The organism is Celeribacter sp. SCSIO 80788 (assembly GCF_051054295.1).
In the GTDB taxonomy this organism is placed as follows: Bacteria; Pseudomonadota; Alphaproteobacteria; order Rhodobacterales; family Rhodobacteraceae; genus Celeribacter.
In genome coordinates this window covers 461325-477090 of sequence record NZ_CP150482.1, presented here as the reverse complement: position 1 = coordinate 477090, position 15766 = coordinate 461325, and the positions used below count along the sequence as shown (strand labels likewise).

Sequence of the window (15766 nt, the reverse complement as noted above, 5' to 3'; positions counted from 1 at the left end):
CCAGATATTGAGGGTTTCGGGCATATCAATAGGCAAATGCGCAATTATGGCCCCGATATGCGGCAGGTTCGCCCCCTCATTTCCCGGTGTCGGCTCTGGCTGACGCTTCTGCTCTGCCTCGCTCTCCTGCTGAGCGGCCCCTTTCTGCGCAGCGCCGCCGCCGATCCCTCCTGCGGGCTGGAAGACTGGCTCACCGCGCTCAACGACAGCGCCAATTCCTATGTCTCTGCCCTCGGCACGCCCGGCGAACACGACAGCGCGCGCCAGTTCCGCACCGAGATGGAGCGCTACGGCCGCGATCGTCTCCTGAAACAGATCCGCGAGGCCGATCTCGGCGCCAATGAAAAGCCGCTGATGGATTTCATCTCCTCGCGTCGCCATCTTCTCGATCTGCAACAGGACAACTGGGACGAAATGGCGCAACGATATGGTGGCGATCCCCGTTTTGACGCGCAGTCGGTCAGCCTCTCGCGCTATCTCGCCGCCACGCCCTGCGACCCGACCGCGCCCGATCACCTCAATGCCACGGAAGAGACCGAAGAGACCCTGACGACCCGTCTCGCCGACGGCCTTCAGGAGATCGTGGACATCGCCGCCGCCCTCACCCGCAAGGAGGTCGAGCCGCCGCCGCTCGATCCGACGAATTTCGACGAATTCCGCCCGGCGCGGCAGGTGGCCTCCCGCCAGCCTCCCCCTGTCGTACCGCTCAGCCCCTCCGGCAACGTCGCCTTCGTGCTCGGCCTGTTCACCTTCATCACCGCCATCTCGGCGTGGTTCTGGATGCGCTACAGCATCGTGCAGCGCCGCGCCATCCGCTATCCCTGCGCGCTTCCCGTGGTGATTTTCGATGGGCTCCTGCCGGTGATCGGCGAGCTTCTCGACATCAGTCAGGTCGGCTGCAAGATCGAAAGCAGCCATGAGCTGCACGAGCGTCAAAAAGTGCGCCTGACCTGCGGTCCGCTCGACCGCAAGGCCCGCGTGATCTGGCGCAACAACCATTTTCTCGGATTGCAATTCGATCGCCAACTGACCGAGGCGGAGTTCAAGGCCCTGCTCGGCCCCCATGCCGCCCAGATCGCCGCGGAGCGCGCCGATGCGCTGGCCTTCGCCGCTCTGCCCCGGCAGGCCGATCCTGTGCCTGCCGCCGTCGCCTCCGCCCCGGCCCCCGACCCGGCAAAGGAAAACGACGTCCTCCCCGCCCCCGCGAGCGAACCGCCCCCCGATCTCGCCGCCTGAGCCTGCCACATCCCCCGACCGCAAACAAAAAAACGGCGCGCTCATTCGAGCACGCCGTCTTGAAATCTTGCCCCTTGCGAGGCCGACCGGTCAACCGATCAGGAAGCTTCGGTGATGAACTTCACCGCGTCGCCGAAGGTCTGGATGGTCTCGGCAGCGTCGTCCGGGATCTCGATGCCGAACTCTTCTTCGAAGGCCATGACCAGCTCGACGGTGTCGAGGCTGTCAGCGCCCAGATCGTCGATGAAGGACGCGGTTTCCGTCACTTTGTCTTCTTCCACGTCGAGGTGCTCGACAACGATCTTTTTCACGCGATCTGCGATGTCGCTCATGTTCTTTCCTCACAATTTCGGGCCCGATGCCCAATTTAGATCCGGCCCTCGGGCCACTCGTTCTACATGCCGCCGGAACCGGGTCATTGCAACCCCCGTCCTCGGGTCATGCACCACGCAAACAGCTGGCAAACACCTGTCCGCGTGGCTCAATCTGCGCTGCTCATAGCACAATCCACCCCGGTGGCAAATGTTTTGTGACGCCACGTCGGGAAGGGACTTATGCGCTCAGAGCATAGCCATGCCGCCATTGACATGAAGCGTCGTCCCGGTGGTGTACCCCGCCTCCTGCGACGCAAGATACAACACCGCCGCGGCGATCTCCTCCGGCGTGCCCATCCGCGCCGCCGGAATCTGCGCATTGATCTTGTCCTTCTGGTCGTCCGTCAGCTTGTCGGTCATCGCCGTCGCGATGAACCCCGGCGCCACACAGTTGACCGTGATGCCCCGCGTCGCCACCTCATAGGCCAGCGATTTCGACATGCCCACCATGCCCGCTTTCGACGCCGCATAGTTGCCCTGCCCCGGGTTGCCGGTGGCGCCCACGATGGAGGAAATATTCACGATCCGGCCCCAACGCGCCTTCATCATGCCGCGCAGCACACCTTTGCACAGCCGGAAGGTCGAGGTCAGGTTCACGTTCAAAACGCTGTCCCACTCGTCGTCCGACATCCGCATGAACAGGTTGTCGCGCGTAATCCCCGCGTTGTTCACAAGAATATCGACAGAGCCCATCACCTCAGCCGCCTGTTTCGGCAGCGCCTCGACGCTCTCCTTGTCCGACAGGTTGCACGGCAACACATGCGCCCGCTCCCCCAATTCGGCAGCCAGCGCCTCCAAAGGCTCAACCCGCGTGCCGGACAGGGCAACCGTTGCCCCCGCGTCATAAAGCGCCTTGGCAATCGCACCCCCGATGCCCCCGGACGCACCCGTGATCAGCGCATTTTTCCCAGTCAGATCAAACATTTCACTCTCTCCCGAAGCATCCTGCTTCTTTTGTCTCTCAATATCCCGGGGTGAGCCGCGCCCTTTGGCGCGGTGAGGGGCAGCGCCCCTCTTCCCCAGCGGGGCCGCGCCCCTTACTCTTTCAGCTTAGCGATGTCCTCGGGCGTCCCGATCGCAGTGCACTCGATGGATTTCTCGATCCGCCGCACCATCCCCGAAAGCGCCTTGCCCGCACCGATCTCCCAAATCTCGCTCACGCCCTCACCGGCCATATAGGCCACGGATTCGCGCCAGCGCACGGACCCCGTCACCTGCTCGACCAGAAGCGCCCGGATCAGCGCCGGGTCGGTCACCGCAGAGGCGCGGACATTGGCCACCAGCGGCACGACAGGTTCGGAAATATCGACATCGTCCAAAGCCTCGGCCATCACATCCGCCGCAGGCCCCATAAGCGCACAGTGGAACGGTGCGGATACCGGCAAAAGCACCGCGCGTTTCGCGCCCTTCGCCTTGGCAATCTCGACGGCGCGCTCCACGGCCTCCTTGTGACCGGAGACCACAACCTGCCCCGGATCGTTGTCATTCGCCGCCTGACACACCTCACCTTGGGCCGCCTCTTCCGCCACCTCTTTCACAGTGGCGAAATCGAGCCCCAGCAAAGCCGCCATCGCGCCCACGCCAACAGGTACGGCCGCCTGCATCGCCTGACCGCGTGTGCGCAGCAGCCGCGCAGTATCGGCCACAGAGATCGCGCCCGCCGCCGCCAAAGCGGAATATTCGCCAAGCGAATGCCCGGCGACAAACGCCGCATCCGTCACCGCAAAACCTTCTGCCTCAAGCGCCCGCATCGCCGCCAGCGAGGTCGCCATCAGCGCCGGCTGGGCGTTCTGCGTCAGCGTCAGGGTTTCGATATCGCCGTCCCAGATCAGCGAGGACAGCTTTTCGCCAAGCGCCTCGTCCACCTCGTCGAAAATGGCTTTCGCCGCCGGATAGGCCTCGGCCAAAGCCTTGCCCATCCCGATTGTCTGGGCGCCTTGCCCCGGAAACACGAATGCGCGCGTCATGCCCGCCCCTCCACATGTCTGTCTCTGTCGCACACGGGTCTAACGATCCCGCGCCGCGACGGCAAGGCAACACAGAGGGAACATGGCCGGAAACAGGGGGAAACGCACCTCCCCCCTCGGGATCAGCGCAGGGCCCGCGGCAGACTTCGCCGCCCCGCCACCGGCCTCGGCCCGGCCTTGACGCGCGGCGGCTGCTCCGGCTCTTCGGGATGCAGATCGCCATTCAGATCGTACCAGACCTCGCGCATCAGACGTTCGGGGCCAACGAACAGCGGCATGACCGCGCCCGTTCGCCCGTAGCGCAGATTGAGCCGTGTTCGATGCCCGGCACCGGGCAGACGCCGCAGGAACACCGATCCGACCTCGGCAAAGCCGATCACCGTGTGCAACCGGATCTCCGATTTGCGGTTGCGCCAGACCACCCGAAGCTCTCCGCGCTGCAAATCGACCTGCACCTCCCGCGCCAGCCCCCGCTCAGCCAGATGGCCGAGCCCCAGTCCCGCGACGCCAAGGGCGACCGAAAGCCCGGCCTTGATGCCCAGCACCGTCAGCGAAAACGTCGAGCCCGGCCACAACCAAAGCCCCGCCATGCCCACAAAACACAGAACCGAGCCGATCTGCGCCAAACGTTCGGCGCGCGCACGCGCAGGACCCATGCCGTCGTCACGCTCAAGGCTATAGCCCCAACCCCGTTCATGCCGGGCGATGGTCCCGTTTCCCGAGCGCCCGCCGCGCCCTGCGTTGACCGGGCGACCGCCCGGCCTCTGAATTTCCGGATCGGAAGAAAGGATCATGCCTTCTTTCCTTTATTGTTGTCTCATCCACCTGAGGTTGCAACATCATGGTTAATCTGGGCGGGATTGTGGCCCGCAAACGGAGATTTCGCGCCATTGCGCTCTGCCGTCGTTGCAGCCAGTCTCACAAGCCCGCCCCCCGGAAACACGCTGCAAAATATCGCGGCGAACCATCGGGAATTCGCCCTTGCGCCAAAGCCCGGGATGCGTATAAAGGCGCATCCTTTTCGCAAGACACGTATGAACCGCGCAGTCTCTCGTGGACGGGCCGCGAAAAGGCCAAATGCCCGCCCTATGAAATGCGCTTGAAATGAACTGGAGTCTCCATGCCGCTTTACGAGCATGTCTTCATCTCGCGTCAGGATCTGTCCAACGCGCAGGCCGAAGGTCTCATCGAACATTTTGGCACCGTCCTTTCGGACAACGGCGGCAAAGTCGTCGAATCCGAATACTGGGGCGTCAAAACGATGGCCTACAAGATCAACAAGAACCGCAAGGGCCACTACGCCTTCCTGCGCACCGACGCCCCGTCGGATGCCGTTCAGGAAATGGAACGCCTGATGCGTCTGCACGACGACGTGATGCGCGTCCTGACCATCAAGGTCGACGCTCATGAGGAAGGCCCCTCCGTCCAGATGCAGAAACGTGACGACCGCGAAGAGCGTCGTCCGCGTCGTCAGTAATCTTGTTTGGAAAGGACCTAACCCATGGCCACTAAACCGTTTTTCCGTCGTCGCAAAGTCTGCCCGTTCTCCGGCGAGAACGCGCCCGCAATCGACTACAAGGACACTCGCACGCTCCAGCGCTACATCTCCGAGCGCGGCAAGATCGTCCCGTCCCGCATCACCGCAGTTTCCGCGAAGAAACAACGTGAACTGGCTCGCGCCATCAAACGTGCCCGCTTCCTCGCCCTGCTGCCCTACGCCGTGAAGTAAGGAGTAAGCACATGCAAGTTATCCTTCTCGAACGCGTGGCCAAACTCGGCCAGATGGGCGATGTCGTGTCCGTCAAAGACGGCTACGCCCGCAACTTCCTGCTGCCGCAGGAAAAAGCGATGCGTGCCTCTGAAGCGAACATCAAAGCTTTCGAAGCTCAGAAAGCTCAGCTCGAAGCGCGCAACCTCGAAACCAAAAAAGAAGCCGAAGCGGCTGCTGAGAAACTCAACGGCGAGAAATTCGTCGTGATTCGCTCCGCATCCGATTCCGGTGCGCTCTACGGCTCCGTCACCCCCCGTGACGCCGCCGAAGCTGCAACCGCCGGTGGCTTCTCCGTCGACCGCAAACAGGTCGTCCTGAAAGCCCCGATCAAAGAGCTCGGCCTGCACGAAGTGCACGTCCTGCTGCACCCGGAAGTCGACGCAACGATCATCCTGAACGTTGCCCGCTCCCCGGAAGAAGCCGAACTGCAATCCGCTGGCAAATCCATTCAGGAACTTGCTGCCGAAGCCGAAGCTCAGGCCGAATTCGAGATCGCGGAACTCTTCGACGACATCGGTGGCGCCGCCTCCGACGACGACGATTTCGCCGCTCCGGCTGCCGAGGCCGAAGAAGAGTAATCTTCTTCTCCCTCACGACATTGAAAGCCCCGCCCCTTCGGCGGGGCTTTTTCTATGTTCCAGAGCCTGCGTGAGCAGGGTTTCGCCGATCCGCCTTCGCCACGCTTGGCAGAGGCCGCAAAACATGGTCACTGGAACGAGTTGAAATTTCCTAGAGCTCAAGAATGACAGCAGTCGCCCGCCGGACCTTTCTCTTGTCCGCCCTCGCCCTCGCCGCCTGTGGCAATAAGGCCGAAGTTTCCCGTGCCGTCGGATTTAACCCCCCGCTCTATCCCAACGAGACGCCGCAATTGCGCGCGCAGATCAACAAATGGGCCGATCATTACGAAATCCCGCGCGAGCTGGTGCATCGTCAGGCGGTGCGTGAAAGCACCCACAACCCCGCCGCGCGCAACGGACCCTATTACGGCCTGCTGCAAATCCTGCCGCAAACCGCCCGCACCATGGGCTTTCAGGGCGAGCCGAAAGACCTTCTGAACGCCGATGTGAACCTGAAATACGCCGGCAAATACCTGCGTGGCGCCTATCTCGTCTCCGGCGGCGACATCGACAGCGCCATGGGCTGGTACGCGCGCGGCTATTACTACGAGGCCAAGAAACAAGGCCTGCTCTACGAGACCGGCCTGCGCAGCTAAGCGCTTCTTTTGTCCGAAAATATCCCGGGGGTGAGCGAAGCGAGGGGGCAGAGCCCCCTTTTCTTTATCCAGACAACACCCAATAAAAAGGCCGCCTCCTCCCGGAAGCGGCCTGTCTTGCCCAAGCGGCTTTGAGGATCACTCCTCGGTCGTCGACACCAGCTTCCAGAGCACCCCGCCGATCACCGCCCCCACGAGCGGTGCGACCCAGAACAGCCAGAGCTGGCCCAGCGCCGCCGTCTCCGCAAACAGCGCCACACCCGTCGAGCGCGCCGGGTTCACCGAAGTGTTGGTCACCGGGATCGAAATCAGGTGGATCAGCGTCAGGCCGAGACCGATGGCGATCGGCGCGAACCCCGCCGGAGCGCCTTTCGACGTCGCCCCGAGGATGATGAAGAGGAACCCTGCCGTCAGGATGATCTCGATCACCAGAGCCGCCACCATCGAATAGCCCTGCGGCGACAGTTCACCGTAGCCGTTGGAGGCGAAACCGCCCGTGCCCGCGAACCCGGTCATGCCGGAGGCGATGACATAGAGTGCAGCGCCCGCCAGGATCGCTCCCACGACTTGCGCAATCCAGTAGACCGGCAGTTCAGCCGCCGGGTGACGGCCCGCAACGACCAGCCCCAGCGTCACCGCCGGGTTGAAATGCCCGCCGGAAATATGTCCGACCGCATAGGCCATGGTGAGCACGGTCAAGCCGAAGGCCAAGGCCACACCGGCATAGCCGATGCCCACATCCGGCACACCGGCGGCATAAATCGCACTGCCGCACCCACCGAAGACCAGCCAGAAGGTGCCAATGCCTTCCGCCAAAATTTTCTTAATCATCGCAAACGTCTCCTGTTCAACCTGACTTGGAGTAACAGTTACGCGCGACAGAAAAAGGGGGAATTTCGGCCGAAGACACCCCTAACCCTCTGCACACAAAGGGAAATTACCTTACGTCAAGCAAGCCCACGAAAAAGGCCGCCTCCTCACGGAAGCGGCCCTCTGTCCCTCGCTCGATGCGAGATGCCCTGTTCGGGCTTATCTTATTCTTCGTCGAGCGCTTCGACGGCTTTTTCGAGATCCTCTTTCGAGACCTCTTTTTCCGTCACTTGGGCGTTCTCGGCGATGTAATCGACCACTTTGTCCTCGAACAGCGGGGCCTGGATCTGCTGACGCATCTGCGGGTTTTGCTGAACGAATTCAAAGAACTGACGCTCCTGACCCGGGTATTGACGCGCTTGGGTCAGCACGGCCTGGGTGAACTCGGCGTCGGTGATCTGAATCTCTTGCTTCTGACCGATGTCAGCCAGCAGAAGACCAAGGCGCACGCGACGTTCGGCCAGTTTGGTGTGCTCTTCGGTGGTCTCGATCTGCGGGTGATCGTGGCCGTGCACGTCCGGGTTTTCCTCGTGCCAGAGCTGGTGAGCGATCTGGTTGGCTTCGGCTTCCACGAGGCTCGGCGGCAGCTCGAAGGACACTTTCGTGTCGAGCTGGTCGAGAAGGCCACGTTTCATGATCGCGCGGGCGGCACCGGCATATTCGGCTTCGAGACGCTCGGTGATCTGGTTTTTCAGCGTGACGAGATCCTCGACACCGAATTTCTTCGCCAGCTCGTCGTCGATCTCGGCGGCAACCGGGGTTTTCACGGCTTTGACGGTGCACTCGAAGGTGGCGTCTTTACCGGCGAGGTTGGCGGCGCCGTACTCTTCCGGGAATTTCACTTCGACGTTTTTCGCATCACCGGCTTTGGTGCCGACGAGTTGATCTTCGAAGCCCGGGATGAAGGAGCCGGAGCCCAGAACCAGCGGGTAGTCTTCCGCTTCGCCGCCTTCGAAGGCTTCGCCATCGACGAAACCTTTGAAGTCGATCACGACCTGATCGCCATCGGCAGCGGCGCCGTCTTTGTCTTCAAAGTTCTGCGCGGTGGCCGCGAGGTTTTTCAGCGCGTCTTCGATTTCCTCGGCGGAGGCTTTCACCACGAGCTTCTCGAGCGTCACGGTGGACAGATCGGCTTCCGGGATCTGCGGCAGGGCTTCGTAGGTCATGGTGACCACGACGTCGTCGCCCTCTTTCCACTCTTCGCCGCCGTCCATGGTGACGTTCGGCTGCATCGCCGGTTTGTCGCCAGAGGCTTCGAAATGGTCGTTCATCGCCGCATCGACGGTTTCCTGCATGGCTTCGCCGAGAACGCGCGGGCCGAATTGCTTTTTCAGCAGCGCCAGCGGCACCTTGCCTTTGCGGAAGCCTTTCATTTCGACTTCCGGTTGGGCTTCCTTGAGCTTGGCATTGACTTTGTCGTCCAGCTCGGCGGCGGTGATGGTGATCTGATAGCCGCGCTTCAGACCTTCGTTCAGGGTCTCGGTGACCTGCATCTTGGCGTCCTTCTTACGTCTTGTACGTCCAGTCGGGCCGCAACAAAGGCGACCGTGTAAATCAGTCGCCCTTCTAGGCGGTCAAAGCCCATCGTGCAAGGCGATTCCGTCCTCGGCGTGCCCGTCCCCGTCCAGTTCACATCTGGCGCGATCACGCCCGCTTCGCGTCCCGGTTTGCGCCACATCAAATCGCAAAACATACTTCAAAGATATATCTTTCAAGACCAAAGATTCGAACCGGCAAAGACATGCGCGACCTTCCCGACACCTTCTCCCTGCCCCAGCGCCTCCTGCATTGGACGATGGTGGGGCTGATCCTTCTGAACCTGCTGTTTCCGCAAAAGATGTGGCATCTGTTCATTCCCGGGCTCGAACGCCCGATCTCCGTGCACATCGCCATCGGTCTGGCCGTGCTGCTGCTCGCGGTGCTGCGCCTGTTCCTGCGTCTGGGCTTCGGCGTGCCGCCCGAACCTCTGGGCGCACCGTGGTTCTTCCGCGTTTTCGCCCGCACCGGGCAGTGGATTTTCTACCTGTTCTTCTTCGCCATGCCGCTCACCGGCCTTCTGGCGCATTACGCCCATCTGCCCTTCGCACTCACGCTGCACACAAGTGTGATCCAGCCGCTGTTCTGGGTCTTGATCCCGATCCACGTCTCGCTGGGGATCGCACATCAGTATCTCTGGAAGACCGACATGCTCGGCAAGATCCTCCGCGGCTGAGCCTCACGCCCGTCTGGCGCGCAGCTCCGACACGATGTGCGACACCAGCACGCCGACAATCGCCAGCGCCAAAAGCGCCGCAATCGGTCGGTTGACGAAATCCAGCGGGCTGTCGACACGCGCCATGGCGGCGCGCAGCTTGACCTCCATGATGCCGCCCAGCACCATGCCCAGAATGATCGGCACGGTCGGCAGGTTCAGCCGCTTGAGCACCAGCCCCAGCACCCCGAACACCGAGGCGATGGCACAATCCACCACCGAATTGCGCAGGCTATAGACCCCCACGAAACTCAAGGTCAGCACCATCATCCCCAGAAATCGCGTCGGGATGCGGATCAGCCGGATCAGCCAGTTCGACGACACCAGCATGAACAGGATCACGATCACATTGAGGATCAAAAGCGCGATATAAAGCGCATAGATGAAATCCATCTGCCCCTGAAACAGCGCCGGCCCCGGCACCACATTGTGCACATAGAACACCGACAGCATCATCGCGGTCAGCGCCTCCCCCGGAATGCCCAGCGCCAAAAGCGGGATCATCGCGGCGGCGGGCACGGCGTTGTTCGCACTCTCCGAGGCGACAAGCCCCTCTTCCGATCCCTTGCCGAACATCTCCGGATGGCGCGAGCGTTTCTGCGCAAACGTATAGCTCATGAACTGCGCCGTGAACTCGCCCACCCCCGGGATCATCCCCATCAGCACACCGAAAAACGATCCGCTCGCGGCGATCTTCTTGTGCTTCAGAACCCCCAGCATCTCCTTGCCCATGTCGCCCTTGATCGGCGCCGCATCCGGGGCGCTCTCCTTGTCGACCAGGAGGCTCAGCGCCTGCGAGATCGCAAACAGCCCCAGCACCACGACAATGAGATCCAGCCCGGAGGTCAGCCAGCCCTGCCCAAAGGTGAAGCGCATGGTGTATTTCACCGGCTCCATGCCAATCGACTGCAACAGGATGCCGAACCCCGCCATCATCCCCGCCGCCGCCACCTGCCCGCGATGCGCCACGATCACCAGAACGATGCCCAAAAGCGCCGCAAGGAAAATCTCCCGCGCCCCGAACATCGGCGCGATCTTCGCCAGCACCGGCGACAACACAATCAGCGCCAAAATCGACAGGATGCCGCTGAAAAACGATGCGCCATAGGCCAGCCCCAGCGCCTTCGTCGCCTCGCCGCGCTGGGTCATCGGATAGCCGTCATAGGTCGTCAGCGCATTGACCGCCGTCCCCGGCGTGTTGATCAACACCGCCGGAAGCGAGCCGCCGAACATCGACGAGCCGTAGATGCCCAAAAGCATCACCAACCCCACCAGAGGCGGCATGGCAAAGGTCGCGGGCAGAAGGATCGCGATCGCCACGGCGGGCCCGACGCCCGGAATGGCGCCGATGATCACGCCGCCGATCGATCCGATCAAAAGCGCCACAAGCACATCGAGGCTCATCAGCATGTGAAGGCCGGAAAGAAGCATCTCCATCGGCGAAATCCTTAGAAATTGACCACCATGAAGGTGCGGATGCTGTCGGGCAGATAGCCATAGAGCGCGCCTGCCGGCACCTTGACCTGAAGCCCGGCCTTGAACACCGCGACCACGGCAAAACCGAACGCCGCCGCCCAGAAAAAGCTCCACGGCGCGCGATAACCCAGCCGCAGCACCAGGAGCACCGCAAAGAGCATGGTGGCGGGCAGATAGCCGATCACCGGCACAAGCCAGACATAACAGAGAAACCACGCCACGAATTCGAGCGAGCGCAGCCAATAGAGCAGTTCCGCCCCGCGTCCCTCCTGCCGGGTCGAGACCACGGAACTCAAAAGATGCACCGCGCCGAAACCGACCATCATGATCACGCCGACCCCGGGCCAGAAGGCCGGTTGCGCGAAAAGCACCGTGTTCGGCACCCATGTCGTCTGGCGCGGCATCACGATCAGCGTGGCCAGCGCGAAGGCCATGAACGCCAGCGCGAAGACCAGATCGCCGGGGCGTCTTTCACGCCGCAAATGGGCTGTAAGCGATGCGAGTCGTGCCATATCCGGCCTCCTTGTCGGGGACTGGCCACAAGGCCAGCCCCTTGTTTCTTTTGTGTTTAGTCGATGGCGGCGCTGATGCGACCCATGGTTTCGACATCCGCTTCCATCTGTGCCTCAGATGCGGCAGCGTCTTTCCAATAGATCAGCGCCCCGGTTTGCGCCGCAAGCTCTTTGGCGGCGTCCGAGGTCACGACCTTCTCGGCCACGGCGGCGATTTTCTCGCGCACCTCATCCGGCGTGCCGGTCTTGAGGAACAGCCCGTTCCATGTCGACAGGTCCAGCTCCGGCAGCACTTCCCCCACGGTCGGCGTGTCCGGCAGGATCGAAATGCGATCTTCGGTCACCGAGGCGAGGAAGGTCAGCTCGTCCTTGCAGGGCATCACCAGTTGCAGCGTGGTGTTGATCACATCCGCATCGCCCGAGGCCAGCGTGTTGCAATCGAGCGCATCGAAAGCCGCGTTCGAGGAGAACTCGAAACCGAGCGTTTTGGCGATGGCAAAGGTATGCCGCGCGGGCGTGGTCACGTCGCCGAAATGGCCCAGCGTCACGTCGTTTTCCTTGGCGTAAGCCGCCAGCTCTTCGAGCGTGTGATAGGGCGCATCGCCCTTGGTCGCGATCACGAACGGATAGGTCACGAAAATACCGACCGGCTCGAACGGTGTGCCTTCGAGCGGCGGGATGCCGAGATGCGGCCCCACCAGCGGCACGTCGACCACAAAGGAGCCGACCGTGTACCCGTCTGCCGGGGCCATCGCCACTTCGACCGCGCCCGGGAACGGGCCGCCGCCACCGCCCGGCTTGTTCACCACGGCGGCGGGCACGCCGTAGGTCGCCTGGAATTCGTCGGCGATCATCCGGGTCAGAATGTCTTCGAGATCGCCCGGCGGGAAGGGCACGACGAATTCGACGGGTTTTTCGGGATACTCGGCGGCGGCCGCGACGGGCAGAGCCGCCAGAGCGGCAATCGTGCCGGATTTCAGAAGCGTTTTCATCAAGGTCTCTCCTGTCTGCGCCATGGTGCTGTGTCTGTGGGCCATCTTTGGCATCGGTATTTTGGGGTCCGACGGAAGTCCGACAAAAGTCCGACGCAAGTCAGACCGGGTTTTGCCCGGATTGGACCCGTTGGCTGGCATGACATCAGCATGGCAGGAGACCGACAATCCGCCATTGCATTTTGTGCCATATTTCCGATAATTTACGCGACATCATTTCGCAAACGGACGGAAAAATAATCACATGGCGCGCCAAACGCATGGCTATGCGGCGATCCGCAGCACACTTCTGGCCTCGGTGCTCGACCGGCTGATGGCGCGCGGCGTGGCGACGAAACCGCTTCTGTCGAAACACGGGATCAGCCTTGATATGTTGAAAGATCCCTATGCGCACCTGTCGATGAACGAATATGTCAGCTTCTTCGAGAGCGCCGCCGAACTGTCGGGCGATCCGCATATCGGGGCGCATATCGGGATGGACATCCGGGCAGGCGATCTCGGACCGATGGGCATTCTTTTGTCTTTGTCGCGTTCGATCCATGTCGGGATTGATCGGATTGCAAAATCCGCCGCCGCCCTGCAAAGCGGCACGGAAATGACCTTTCTTCTCAATGGTGAAGACATGGTCATGTCCTATCAGATCGAAGACGCCCGCATCTGGCCCCGCCGTCAGGACGCGGAGTTTTCGCTGGTCTCGACCGTGCAGGTGATCCGCGACAATTTCCTGCGCCGCTGGTCGCCGCAGCAGGTGCATTTCGAACATGCGCAACCCGATAGCGATATGTTTTTGCGGCAATTTTTTCGATGTCCGATCCTTTACGGTCAGGCCACGAACCGGCTGGTGATGGAGCGCGCGCCGCTGATGGAGCTGTACCGCGTCGAAGACACCGCCCTCGTCAGCATGCTGGAGCGGCATATCGGCGACCTCATCGAAGCCACCCCGCATGAGAGCACTTTGACCGATGCCGTGCGCGCGATCGTCACCTCTTCTCTCGGTCTGCGCCCGATTTCCGTCGAGCGCGTGGCCGAAACTTTGGGTCTGTCGCCGCGCAATTTGCAGCGCAAATTGTCGGAGGAAGGCACCAGCCTGCGCGATCTCGTGGACGACATCCGCCGAGACCGGGCGACCACGCTTTTGTCGGATGGCGACATCCCTGTGGGCGAGGTTGCCGCAGCTCTTGGCTATGCCGATGGCACCGCCTTTTGGCGCGCGCACAAGCGCTGGTCCAAGCTTACGCCACGTGAAGTGCGCTCCGGCAAGGGGTATCGGTTTTAGGCCGGGTTCAGGTCGGGCTCAGCTCGGTTGCTGGCGGGACTGCCGGGGGCATCTGCCCGGAAATTGCGCGCAAAGGCAACGCAACGCGCGCCGATATGGCGCAAAGTATCGGAAAAATGGCACGTCCTGCAATGGGCTTTCGGGCGCTTTCCTCCGTTACTCAGAGGAAAGACCGCATTGCGAAAAGGACCGACGATGACCGACTTGCCCAAAATCGATTTCATCTACCTCAACGAACAAGACATGATCAAAGCCGGTGTGACCGATATGGCGGCCTGCGTCGACACGATGGAAGACATGTTCAAACTGTTGCATTCCGGCGATTATCGGATGGCCGGGGCGAACAATGACAGCCACGGCGCGATGGTGATGTTCCCGGAAAACTCGCCTTTTCCGACCATGCCGAAACCGACGGCAGACCGTCGCTTCATGGCGATGCCGGCCTATCTGGGCGGTCAATATTGCACCGCGGGCGTCAAATGGTACGGTTCGAACATTGCCAATCGGGACAAGGGTTTGCCGCGTTCGATCCTGATGTTCACGCTCAACGATGCCGACACGGCCGCGCCTCTGGCCTATATGTCCGCAAACCTCCTGTCCGCCTATCGCACCGGGGCGGTGCCCGGCGTCGGCGCGCGTCATCTGGCGCACAAGGACAGCAAGGTGGTTGCGGTGCAAGGCCCCGGCGTCATGGGCAAAACCTCGCTCGCCGCCTTCATGGCGACCTGCCCCAAACTCGACACGCTGAAACTTCTGGGCCGCAGTCAGGGGTCCATCGACCGCTTTGTCGACTGGGTGAAAGAGACCTATCCGCAGATTGCCACGATCGAGATCGTCAGCGACCTCGAAACCCTGGTGCGCGGGTCCGACATCGTGACCTATTGCGCTTCGGGCGAGACCGGCGATGTGTCGAAATATCCGATGGTCAAACGCGACTGGGTCAAACCCGGCGCCTTCCTCGCGATGCCCGCCTCCTGCGACATCGACGAGGGGATGCAGGCCCCGGACGTGCGCAAGGTCTGCGACAACATCGGGCTTTACGAGGCGTGGTTCGAGGAACTGCCGAAGCCCGCCCATGTTCATGTGCCGGTGATCGGAGTGAAATTCCTCGACATGATCCATGAGGGCACGATGGACAAAGACACTCTCGAAGACCTCGGCGACATTTGCGCGGGCGCGACCCCGGGGCGGCAAAGCGAAGACGAAATCATCATCCTCTCCGTCGGGGGCATGCCGGTCGAGGACGTGGCCTGGGGCACGGTGATTTATCGCAACGCGCTTGCGCAAGGCATCGGCACGAAACTCAATCTTTGGGACGAACCCGTCCTGCGCTGAGCTTTTCCTTGCGGAGGACACGCCCTTCGTCCTCCGCCCTTTTTCAGGATCACACATGACCCAAATCACCAAAGTCAAAACCGGCACGAAACTCGAAGAGATCAGCAGCTATTCCCGCATCGTCATGGTCGACAACTGGATTTTCGTGTCGAACACCGCCGGACGCAACCCGGAGACCAAGGAAATCCCCGAGGGTGTTCTCGAACAAACCGAACAGGTCTTTGCCAATATCACCCGCGCGTTGAACGCAGTGGACGCGAGCCTGGTCGATGTCATTTCTACCCGTGTCTTCATTCAGGACCCGGCGGATACCCCCGCCGTGATGGGGCTTTTCGGCGAAAAATTCCGCGGCGTCGATCCGACGACCACCGTGACGAATCCGCCTCTGGGTTCTGCCCAGTACAAGGTCGAGATTGAAGTCACCGCCTATAAAGGCGCGGGTGCCGCCGATCAGACCCGCATCACCCTCACGCTCTGACCGCCTAAGGACCCC

18 protein-coding genes are annotated in these 15766 nt (G+C 61.8%); 9 read left to right on the top strand and 9 right to left on the bottom strand.

Features of this window, described 5'->3' with window-relative positions; translation table 11 throughout:
* The first annotated feature begins 57 nt into the window (after positions 1–57).
* The gene (locus V1471_RS02600) at positions 58–1236 is read left to right on the top strand and encodes a PilZ domain-containing protein (RefSeq protein WP_434286745.1); all 1179 of its coding nucleotides are present in this window, start codon (positions 58–60) and stop codon (positions 1234–1236) included.
* A 98-nt stretch (positions 1237–1334) separates the two neighbouring features.
* On the opposite strand, the gene V1471_RS02595 is transcribed toward V1471_RS02600, so the two are convergent.
* From V1471_RS02595 to V1471_RS02580, 4 genes are all read right to left on the bottom strand, one after another.
* Positions 1335–1568: an acyl carrier protein gene (locus tag V1471_RS02595; protein ID WP_009571390.1), complete on the bottom strand. Its 234-nt coding sequence runs from the start codon at positions 1566–1568 to the stop codon at positions 1335–1337.
* 228 nt (positions 1569–1796) lie between these two features.
* Positions 1797–2534, bottom strand: a complete 738-nt coding sequence (fabG, locus tag V1471_RS02590) for a 3-oxoacyl-ACP reductase FabG (RefSeq protein WP_434286744.1) — start codon at positions 2532–2534, stop codon at positions 1797–1799.
* 113 nt (positions 2535–2647) lie between these two features.
* Complete coding sequence (fabD, locus tag V1471_RS02585; RefSeq protein ID WP_434286743.1) at positions 2648–3577, bottom strand: ACP S-malonyltransferase; 930 nt, start codon at positions 3575–3577, stop codon at positions 2648–2650.
* A 122-nt stretch (positions 3578–3699) separates the two neighbouring features.
* A complete protein-coding gene (locus V1471_RS02580; protein WP_434286742.1) occupies positions 3700–4371 on the bottom strand; it encodes a hypothetical protein in 672 nt (223 codons plus the stop codon).
* Between the two features lie 326 nt (positions 4372–4697).
* On the opposite strand from V1471_RS02580, the gene rpsF reads away from it, so the two are divergent.
* From rpsF to V1471_RS02560, 4 genes are all read left to right on the top strand, one after another.
* On the top strand, positions 4698–5054 hold the full coding sequence (gene rpsF / locus V1471_RS02575) for a 30S ribosomal protein S6 (protein ID WP_434286741.1): 357 nt from the start codon (positions 4698–4700) through the stop codon (positions 5052–5054).
* A 24-nt stretch (positions 5055–5078) separates the two neighbouring features.
* The gene (gene rpsR / locus V1471_RS02570) at positions 5079–5306 is read left to right on the top strand and encodes a 30S ribosomal protein S18 (protein WP_434286740.1); all 228 of its coding nucleotides are present in this window, start codon (positions 5079–5081) and stop codon (positions 5304–5306) included.
* Positions 5307–5317: 11 nt separating this feature from the next.
* Positions 5318–5926 carry a 50S ribosomal protein L9 gene (gene rplI / locus V1471_RS02565; protein WP_434286739.1) on the top strand — a complete coding sequence of 203 codons (609 nt, stop codon included), beginning with the start codon at positions 5318–5320 and terminating at the stop codon, positions 5924–5926.
* A 164-nt stretch (positions 5927–6090) separates the two neighbouring features.
* On the top strand, positions 6091–6561 hold the full coding sequence (locus tag V1471_RS02560; protein WP_434286738.1) for a transglycosylase SLT domain-containing protein: 471 nt from the start codon (positions 6091–6093) through the stop codon (positions 6559–6561).
* Between the two features lie 138 nt (positions 6562–6699).
* On the opposite strand, the gene aqpZ is transcribed toward V1471_RS02560, so the two are convergent.
* Positions 6700–7392: an aquaporin Z gene (gene aqpZ / locus V1471_RS02555; protein WP_434286737.1), complete on the bottom strand. Its 693-nt coding sequence runs from the start codon at positions 7390–7392 to the stop codon at positions 6700–6702.
* Positions 7393–7595: 203 nt separating this feature from the next.
* On the bottom strand, positions 7596–8924 hold the full coding sequence (tig, locus tag V1471_RS02550; protein WP_434286736.1) for a trigger factor: 1329 nt from the start codon (positions 8922–8924) through the stop codon (positions 7596–7598).
* Between the two features lie 248 nt (positions 8925–9172).
* Between tig and V1471_RS02545 the strand changes: the two genes are divergently transcribed.
* Positions 9173–9643: a cytochrome b gene (locus V1471_RS02545; RefSeq protein ID WP_434286735.1), complete on the top strand. Its 471-nt coding sequence runs from the start codon at positions 9173–9175 to the stop codon at positions 9641–9643.
* 3 nt (positions 9644–9646) lie between these two features.
* Here the strand turns inward: V1471_RS02545 and V1471_RS02540 are convergent, their stop codons facing one another.
* Genes V1471_RS02540 through V1471_RS02530 form a run of 3 tightly spaced genes read right to left on the bottom strand, consistent with a single transcriptional unit; the run spans position 9647 to position 12662 of the window.
* Positions 9647–11119 carry a tripartite tricarboxylate transporter permease gene (locus tag V1471_RS02540; protein WP_434286734.1) on the bottom strand — a complete coding sequence of 491 codons (1473 nt, stop codon included), beginning with the start codon at positions 11117–11119 and terminating at the stop codon, positions 9647–9649.
* Between the two features lie 11 nt (positions 11120–11130).
* Positions 11131–11670 carry a tripartite tricarboxylate transporter TctB family protein gene (locus V1471_RS02535; RefSeq protein ID WP_434286733.1) on the bottom strand — a complete coding sequence of 180 codons (540 nt, stop codon included), beginning with the start codon at positions 11668–11670 and terminating at the stop codon, positions 11131–11133.
* Positions 11671–11726: 56 nt separating this feature from the next.
* The gene (locus V1471_RS02530; protein ID WP_434286732.1) at positions 11727–12662 is read right to left on the bottom strand and encodes a tripartite tricarboxylate transporter substrate binding protein; all 936 of its coding nucleotides are present in this window, start codon (positions 12660–12662) and stop codon (positions 11727–11729) included.
* Positions 12663–12906: 244 nt separating this feature from the next.
* On the opposite strand from V1471_RS02530, the gene V1471_RS02525 reads away from it, so the two are divergent.
* From V1471_RS02525 to V1471_RS02515, 3 genes are all read left to right on the top strand, one after another.
* Positions 12907–13938 carry an AraC family transcriptional regulator gene (locus V1471_RS02525; protein WP_434286731.1) on the top strand — a complete coding sequence of 344 codons (1032 nt, stop codon included), beginning with the start codon at positions 12907–12909 and terminating at the stop codon, positions 13936–13938.
* Positions 13939–14133: 195 nt separating this feature from the next.
* Positions 14134–15273, top strand: a complete 1140-nt coding sequence (locus tag V1471_RS02520; RefSeq protein ID WP_434286730.1) for a tyramine oxidase subunit B — start codon at positions 14134–14136, stop codon at positions 15271–15273.
* 55 nt (positions 15274–15328) lie between these two features.
* Positions 15329–15751 carry a Rid family hydrolase gene (locus V1471_RS02515; RefSeq protein WP_434286728.1) on the top strand — a complete coding sequence of 141 codons (423 nt, stop codon included), beginning with the start codon at positions 15329–15331 and terminating at the stop codon, positions 15749–15751.
* The last annotated feature ends 15 nt before the right edge of the window (positions 15752–15766 follow it).

What these genes read in the sequence shown, in the direction of transcription:
- V1471_RS02560 (WP_434286738.1), top strand. Translation starts at nt 6,091, where the DNA reads ATGACAGCAGTCGCCCGCCGGACCTTTCTCTTGTCCGCCCTCGCCCTC.
- V1471_RS02520 (WP_434286730.1), top strand. Translation starts at nt 14,134, where the DNA reads ATGACCGACTTGCCCAAAATCGATTTCATCTACCTCAACGAACAAGAC.
- V1471_RS02595 (WP_009571390.1), bottom strand. Translation starts at nt 1,568, where the DNA reads ATGAGCGACATCGCAGATCGCGTGAAAAAGATCGTTGTCGAGCACCTC.
- V1471_RS02530 (WP_434286732.1), bottom strand. Translation starts at nt 12,662, where the DNA reads ATGAAAACGCTTCTGAAATCCGGCACGATTGCCGCTCTGGCGGCTCTG.
- V1471_RS02580 (WP_434286742.1), bottom strand. Translation starts at nt 4,371, where the DNA reads ATGATCCTTTCTTCCGATCCGGAAATTCAGAGGCCGGGCGGTCGCCCG.
- tig (WP_434286736.1), bottom strand. Translation starts at nt 8,924, where the DNA reads ATGCAGGTCACCGAGACCCTGAACGAAGGTCTGAAGCGCGGCTATCAG.
- aqpZ (WP_434286737.1), bottom strand. Translation starts at nt 7,392, where the DNA reads ATGATTAAGAAAATTTTGGCGGAAGGCATTGGCACCTTCTGGCTGGTC.
- V1471_RS02545 (WP_434286735.1), top strand. Translation starts at nt 9,173, where the DNA reads ATGCGCGACCTTCCCGACACCTTCTCCCTGCCCCAGCGCCTCCTGCAT.
- fabG (WP_434286744.1), bottom strand. Translation starts at nt 2,534, where the DNA reads ATGTTTGATCTGACTGGGAAAAATGCGCTGATCACGGGTGCGTCCGGG.
- rplI (WP_434286739.1), top strand. Translation starts at nt 5,318, where the DNA reads ATGCAAGTTATCCTTCTCGAACGCGTGGCCAAACTCGGCCAGATGGGC.
- V1471_RS02600 (WP_434286745.1), top strand. Translation starts at nt 58, where the DNA reads ATGCGGCAGGTTCGCCCCCTCATTTCCCGGTGTCGGCTCTGGCTGACG.
- V1471_RS02525 (WP_434286731.1), top strand. Translation starts at nt 12,907, where the DNA reads ATGGCGCGCCAAACGCATGGCTATGCGGCGATCCGCAGCACACTTCTG.
- rpsF (WP_434286741.1), top strand. Translation starts at nt 4,698, where the DNA reads ATGCCGCTTTACGAGCATGTCTTCATCTCGCGTCAGGATCTGTCCAAC.
- fabD (WP_434286743.1), bottom strand. Translation starts at nt 3,577, where the DNA reads ATGACGCGCGCATTCGTGTTTCCGGGGCAAGGCGCCCAGACAATCGGG.
- rpsR (WP_434286740.1), top strand. Translation starts at nt 5,079, where the DNA reads ATGGCCACTAAACCGTTTTTCCGTCGTCGCAAAGTCTGCCCGTTCTCC.
- V1471_RS02535 (WP_434286733.1), bottom strand. Translation starts at nt 11,670, where the DNA reads ATGGCACGACTCGCATCGCTTACAGCCCATTTGCGGCGTGAAAGACGC.
- V1471_RS02515 (WP_434286728.1), top strand. Translation starts at nt 15,329, where the DNA reads ATGACCCAAATCACCAAAGTCAAAACCGGCACGAAACTCGAAGAGATC.
- V1471_RS02540 (WP_434286734.1), bottom strand. Translation starts at nt 11,119, where the DNA reads ATGGAGATGCTTCTTTCCGGCCTTCACATGCTGATGAGCCTCGATGTG.